This window comes from Bradyrhizobium sp. CCBAU 45389 (genome assembly GCF_028128625.1).
Lineage (GTDB): Bacteria > Pseudomonadota > Alphaproteobacteria > Rhizobiales > Xanthobacteraceae > Bradyrhizobium > Bradyrhizobium liaoningense_B.
Genome location: NZ_LBIY01000028.1, coordinates 1 through 797, shown reverse-complemented (window position 1 = coordinate 797; position 797 = coordinate 1). Strand labels below are relative to the sequence as shown.

Here is a 797-nt window from a genome sequence, read left to right as displayed (position 1 = left end):
CCGCAGTGGCCGCAACGAAGAACCCGCGAGCAGGCCTTCGCCGCTGCGAACCGAGCCACGACTCATGAAGCTTTTTCCGTTGGCGTTGTCGGTGATCAGGCCCTGATTCTTCTCGAACTCCGCCCACGTAATGTAGCCCTCATGGTGGTCCTTGATCAAAACCTCCCAGTCGTTGCGCTCGCGCCGGAAGCCCCGCACGATCCTCTTGCGGCCGGCCTCGATCGCCACCCGACTGCCCGAGCGCCCGAAGACATAGGCGCCAGCATAGGCGGGATTGGTCAGGATGTGGTAGATCGTATTGTACACTGGTAACTTCCATTCGACGTGGCGGCCCTCGGGGCCATGGCCGACCCCCGGGCAAAGTGATTCGCTCCTGCCGTAAGCAGAGGTGGACCTGGCGCAGTGTCTGGATCTCGGCAAACTTGGTGAACACGAGTGCGAGCGCCTCCTGAATGCGCCGATCAGGGTCCTCGTCGATCCGATCGTTGGAGACCTTGAGATAGCCGATGGCGACGTTGAGGAAGAGCTCACCCGTGCGTGCCTTCTGCTTCAAGGCTTCAAGCGAGCGTTGCCGAAAGATAGATAGCTCCATCTCGCTCATCGTGCCCTTCATGCCGAGCAGAAGGCGATCGTTGGGATGGCGAGGATCGTCGACGCCATCCTCATCGACGATCAGTGTTCCAACGAGCCCGCAAAACTCCAGGAGCGTATGCCAATCCCTGCCGTTGCGCGCCAGCCGAGAGGCCTCACTCGAGACCACAGCGCCAACTTGCCCTTCGCAAATGGCGGCGAGCAGC

1 protein-coding gene and 1 pseudogene are annotated in these 797 nt (G+C 61.2%); both read right to left on the bottom strand.

Annotation, left to right across the window (positions count from 1 at the left end; translation table 11 throughout):
• A partial coding sequence (locus XH79_RS06825) for a recombinase family protein (protein ID WP_271581152.1) occupies positions 1-306 on the bottom strand: 306 nt, incomplete at its 3' end.
• A 280-nt stretch (positions 307-586) separates the two neighbouring features.
• Positions 587-760: pseudogene (locus tag XH79_RS06820) on the bottom strand (recombinase family protein); the annotation flags it as partial.
• Positions 761-797 lie beyond the last annotated feature (37 nt).